Genomic DNA, 5,008 nt, shown 5'->3' with positions numbered 1-5,008 from the left:
GGTTGAGTCGATGGATACTTTCTCGGAACTTGCCTTTTCTTTGATCCGCCTCAAACCCCAGAAAAACCCTTATTTCTCCAAAGGGTTAACGGCTATGAGCCTTATAAAGCAAGCTTTTTAACTGTTCTGTCACCCCTTGAGGAAAAACCCTTATTTCTCCAAAGGGTTAACGGCTATGAGCCTTATAAAGCAAGCTTTTTAACTGTTCTGTCACCCCTTGAGGGCAAGATTAGCTAACTAGGGTTTGCTGAAAAAGTTGTTCGTGGGGGCAGGGTGTAGGGTTTTAGCGATTTCGAGGACGTTCGGCGAGCTCAGTCGAGCCGGGGTCAATTACCTAATTTTCAGGGAAAAAGTACCTGAAGCCGATCACTCCCATATCTGGTACTTTTTGATTTCCAAACAGTCTAAAAGTCTTACCCAATAAGGTTTTTAGATTTATTCAGCCAGCCCTAACTATCCCTTTTTTGCCTCTTCCAGGTCATGATAATGCTGATAAGCGCCGATTTCGGGGTTAAAGGGGGCGATTTCTTCAGTTACAGTTAATCCCAAACCTTCTAACATTGCTTGTAGGACAGAATCGGGGGCCAGACGCAGGTAATCGGGGTTAATTTCTAGGGCTACATGACGATTACCGAGGTGATAGGCGGCTTTGAGGAGTAAATCCGTTGAAGGGGCGGTAATAGTGATAACTGGTTCGGGTTTAGCGATAATTTGAACAATTTCGCCGTTTTCTCCTCGTAGGAAATCGCGATCCTGTAGAATGGTGCCGCGAGGTAAACGAAAACAGAGGGAAAAACCTTCGGGACTGTCGAGACGATAACGGCTGCGGGTGCGTTCTTCGGCCGTAAGTAGAAGGCTAAAAACTACCGTTTCTGGGGGCGGTGGACTAGCGGTATGACGGGGAGGTAAGCGTTCGGTAAAAGTTAACATGATATTGGTCAATGGGAAAAAACATTCTTATTGTAGCCCTGACTCCAGCTTGACCCGAAAAACTGAGGAACTTTTTCTATTTATTTTCCCGCTGCAGACGAATCATCTCATTTTGCAGCCGTCGTCTCAAGTTATCATCGCTACTAATCCGGTTAGTAATGGTGTTAAATTGAGCGGCAGTCAGACCACTATCTTGGACAATCTTTTTTGAGTTATTACAATAATCGACGGCAATTCTTTGGGCATTAGCGGGAAGATTATTAAAGCTTTCCCGTTGGTTACAGGTAATTGCCGGGGGACTTTTCCCTAAAATTCGCGAAATTTCCTGATAAGCTTGTTTTCTTTGGGTTTCGATCAACAAAACCGCGGTCGCATAACGTTTAATTTGGTCAGCCGTAAAATCTTGAGTATAAGCGGAAGACCGGAAACTAACTACCTCCGTCGTCCAAGAAAATTCGGGGATCAGACCGCCAAGAATGGCGATTACTGCCAAAAAAGTCACGATAAAAGAACGTCTTAAGCTTTGACCTAGATCGGCTAGGGGATAGCAGTAAATCACCATGCGAGTTTGTCGCTGAATAGATAATGATAGCAAACTTTCCAGTTAAATCCTGCTTTTTTGAATATTTTTAACGATCATAAGTTCCAATTCTAGCGAATATCTCCTGGGACCGAACCTTAATTTTTGGGCAGAAATTGCTTTGGTAAACTTTTTTAACGTTTTTGGGGGCAAAATTAGTCAAAAATCTTTGAGAGAACCGATGAACGATTTTTAGGAAGTTAGGATATCTATCGCTTTTAGAGAATATTTATCGGCAATTTGACCAGCTAATCTCTTTTTATTAGCTTATATCGCTGTTAATCTCTCGCTTATTCCCTTTTGTGTCTCCCCTGGCGGGGAATCGGGGGGAAATCTAGATAAATTAAAGGTTTCAGCGATTCCGATCGAGACAATTCCCGCTTAGAATAATGCAGTGGAATATATAGCCAATGAGGATTTGAGGCATTATTTAGTGATCTCGATCCTGGCGAGTCCTCAACAGGGGAACCATAATAAACTACTGACAACCACCCTAAACTCAGAAAAACCGCAAAAAAAGGAGTTAGCGCATGAATAAAGGTGAATTAATCGATCAAATCGCTCTCAAAGCCTCTGTCACCAAAAAACAAGCAGATGCTGTTCTCACTGCCGCCATCGAAACCATTATCGATGCGGTTTCTGAGGGGGACAAAGTAACCCTAGTAGGATTCGGTTCCTTCGAGGCCCGGGAACGTCAGGCCCGGGAAGGACGCAACCCAAAAACCGGCGATAAGATGGAGATTCCAGCCACTCGGGTCCCGGCTTTCTCGGCGGGTAAACTGTTTAAAGACAGAGTGGCCCCAGATAAGGAATAATTACTGTTGAGTTTCGTTCGCTGTAAGTCTTTTGCCTAGACCTAAACATGGTGGTAATCTTGACTGGGCGGCCGCCATTGCCGGCTGTCCGGTTTCCTCTATTCTCGATTTTTCTGCCAGTATCAACCCCCTCGGTCCGCCGGAAAGCGCCCTAACCGCTATTAAAAGCCATTTAACCAGTCTGACTCGTTATCCTGACCCCGCGTATTGGCAGTTGCGTTCTGCCCTCGGTCAATGGCACAATATCGGACCAGATTGGATTCTCCCTGGCAATGGTGCGGCGGAGTTATTAACCTGGGCCGGTCGGGAATTGGCATCATTTGATAGTGTTTATGTACTAACACCCGCTTTTAGCGATTACGAACGGGCTTTAAAAAGTTTTGGTGGGAAAATCTGCCAACATTCCCTAGATTTAACCAGTTTAAAGCCGGTTAATCCCAAAAAACAAGGCTTATTACTTAATAATCCCCATAATCCCACGGGGAAACTCTGGACGGTGGCGGCCATTCGTCCCTATCTATCGCAATTTGGTTTGGTGGTAGTGGATGAAGCTTTTATGGATTTTTTACCCCCGCCACAACAGGAGAGTTTAATATCTCTGTTGCCGGAATATCCTAATCTCGTGATTTTGCGTTCCCTAACTAAATTTTACAGTCTCCCCGGTTTACGTCTAGGATATGTCCTCGCCCATCCCGATCGCCTGTTACAATGGCAAAAATGGCGCGATCCTTGGTCGGTGAATAACTTGGCTGTGGTTGCCGCTATTGCGGCAATTGAAGATAGGGATTTTCAACAACAAACTTGGGACTGGTTAACGGCGGCCCGCGAGGATTTATGGCAGGGATTAGCTAATTTTCCGCAATTACAGCCCCAAACCAGTGCCGCTAACTTCCTCTTAGTACAATCTCAATCTTCCTGTTTACCCCTACAGGAAGCTTTATTAAAATATCATCGAATTTTCATCCGCGATTGTCTCAGTTTCCCCGAATTGGGTAGCAATTATTTTCGGGTAGCTGTCCGTTTACCGGCAGAAAATCAACGATTATTATCGGCTTTAGAGAGTGTTTTAGCTGCGTCTGATATTAACCACAAAAAAGCTCCCGCCAACTAGACGGGAGCCTCTACCATCGAACTAAGCGAAATTAGTCGAGGTCGGGCATTGCCAATGCGGGTTCAGTCTCGCGGTCAATTCCTTTCTCGAAACCTGCGGCGGCGGCGCGAGCGCGTCCAGCGTGCCAGAGGTGTCCAATCAGGAAGAAGAAAGCGAGGGTGAAGTGAGAGGTAGCCAACCAAGCGCGAGGAGACACATAGTTAAACGAGTTAACGTCAGTGATAACCCCACCCACAGAGTTCAAGGAACCTAAAGGAGCGTGAGTCATGTATTCAGCCGCGCGGCGTACTTGCCAAGGTTGTACGTCATTTCTGATTTTGTCGAGGTCTAAACCGTTAGGACCGCGGAGGGGTTCTAACCAGGGACCGCGGAAATCCCAGAAACGCATGGTTTCACCACCGAAGATAATTTCGCCAGTGGGAGAGCGCATCAGGTATTTACCTAGACCGGTGGGGCCTTGGGCAGAAGCGACGTTAGCACCTAAGCGTTGGTCACGCACCAAGAAGGTGAAAGCTTGAGATTGGGAAGCTTCCATACCAGTCGGACCGTAGAATTCACTGGGATAGGCGGTGTTGTTAAACCAAACGTAAACGGCGGCGATAAAGCCCATCATGGAAAGAGCACCCAAGCTGTAGGACAGATAGGCTTCTCCAGACCAGATGAAAGCGCGACGCGCCCAAGCAAAAGGTTTGGTGAGAATGTGCCAGATACCGCCACCGATACAGATTAAGCCAATCCAGATGTGACCGCCGATGATATCTTCCATGTTGTTGACGCTGATAATCCAGCCTTCGCCACCGAAAGGAGCTTTGGTCAGATAACCAAAGATAACTGCGGGGTTGAGGGTAGGATTAGTGATGACGCGGACATCACCGCCACCGGGAGCCCAGGTATCATAGACACCGCCAAAGAACATGGCTTTAAATACCAACAACAGCGCACCACAACCCAAGAGAATTAGGTGATAACCGATGATGTTGGTCATTTGGTTTTTGTCTTTCCAGTCGTAACCGAAGAAATTAGAGTATTCCTCTAGGGTTTCCGGTCCGCGGATAGCGTGGTAGATACCACCAAAACCGAGTACAGCCGAAGAAATTAAGTGCAGAACACCAGCGACGAAGTAGGGGAAGGTATCGACTACTTCACCACCAGGACCGACCCCAAAACCGAGGGTAGCTAAGTGGGGAAGCAGGATTAAACCCTGTTCGTACATCGGTTTTTCGGGGATAAAGTGGGCGGTTTCAAACAGGGTCATCGCCCCGGCCCAGAAAACGATTAAACCAGCGTGGGCGACGTGAGCGCCGAGCAGTTTACCGGAGAGGTTGATAAGACGAGCGTTACCAGACCACCAAGCGAAGCCGGTGGAACTTTGGTCACGACCACTAGCAGTAGGGATATTAGAGAGCGTTACCACGCGGGAGAACCTCCTCAGGGAAGATAAAGTTTTCGTGGGGTTGGTCTTGGGGAGCCATCCAAGCTCTCAGACCTTCGTTAAGCAGAATATTTTTAGTGTAGAAGGTTTCAAATTCCGGGTCTTCCGCCGCTCTCAATTCCTGAGAAACGAAGTCATAG

General features: G+C 47.0%; 6 protein-coding genes. 2 read left to right on the top strand and 4 right to left on the bottom strand.

Going from position 1 to position 5,008, the window contains the following annotated elements; all coding sequences use genetic code 11:
• Positions 1–453: 453 nt before the first annotated feature.
• On the bottom strand, positions 454–930 hold the full coding sequence (gene ureE / locus IM496_RS10160) for an urease accessory protein UreE (RefSeq protein ID WP_002747017.1): 477 nt from the start codon (positions 928–930) through the stop codon (positions 454–456).
• A 76-nt stretch (positions 931–1,006) separates the two neighbouring features.
• Entirely contained in the window at positions 1,007–1,492 is a 486-nt protein-coding gene (locus IM496_RS10155) for a DUF4168 domain-containing protein (RefSeq protein WP_194018421.1), read from the bottom strand.
• Between the two features lie 548 nt (positions 1,493–2,040).
• Between IM496_RS10155 and hbs the strand changes: the two genes are divergently transcribed.
• Together hbs and cobD are read left to right on the top strand one after the other, a co-directional pair.
• The gene (gene hbs / locus IM496_RS10150; RefSeq protein WP_002739253.1) at positions 2,041–2,325 is read left to right on the top strand and encodes a non-specific DNA-binding protein Hbs; all 285 of its coding nucleotides are present in this window, start codon (positions 2,041–2,043) and stop codon (positions 2,323–2,325) included.
• Between the two features lie 31 nt (positions 2,326–2,356).
• Positions 2,357–3,436, top strand: a complete 1,080-nt coding sequence (gene cobD / locus IM496_RS10145) for a threonine-phosphate decarboxylase CobD (RefSeq protein WP_194013909.1) — start codon at positions 2,357–2,359, stop codon at positions 3,434–3,436.
• Positions 3,437–3,467: 31 nt separating this feature from the next.
• Here cobD and psbC read toward each other — a convergent pair whose 3' ends face one another.
• Entirely contained in the window at positions 3,468–4,850 is a 1,383-nt protein-coding gene (gene psbC / locus IM496_RS10140; protein WP_193958450.1) for a photosystem II reaction center protein CP43, read from the bottom strand.
• Positions 4,834–5,008, bottom strand: a 175-nt coding sequence (locus tag IM496_RS10135; RefSeq protein WP_287661855.1) for a photosystem II protein D2, incomplete at its 5' end; no start/stop codon positions are given. The genes IM496_RS10135 and psbC, both read right to left, overlap by 17 nt.

This window comes from Microcystis sp. M049S2 (assembly GCF_020245625.1).
GTDB lineage: Bacteria > Cyanobacteriota > Cyanobacteriia > Cyanobacteriales > Microcystaceae > Microcystis > Microcystis ichthyoblabe_A.
The sequence above is the reverse complement of the archived record's forward strand: the minus strand, read 5'-3'. Positions and strand labels throughout refer to the sequence as shown.

Excerpts from the sequence above, each read along its gene's own strand:
- ureE (WP_002747017.1), bottom strand. The coding sequence starts at position 930 with ATGTTAACTTTTACCGAACGCTTACCTCCCCGTCATACCGCTAGTCCA.
- IM496_RS10155 (WP_194018421.1), bottom strand. The coding sequence starts at position 1,492 with ATGGTGATTTACTGCTATCCCCTAGCCGATCTAGGTCAAAGCTTAAGA.
- hbs (WP_002739253.1), top strand. The coding sequence starts at position 2,041 with ATGAATAAAGGTGAATTAATCGATCAAATCGCTCTCAAAGCCTCTGTC.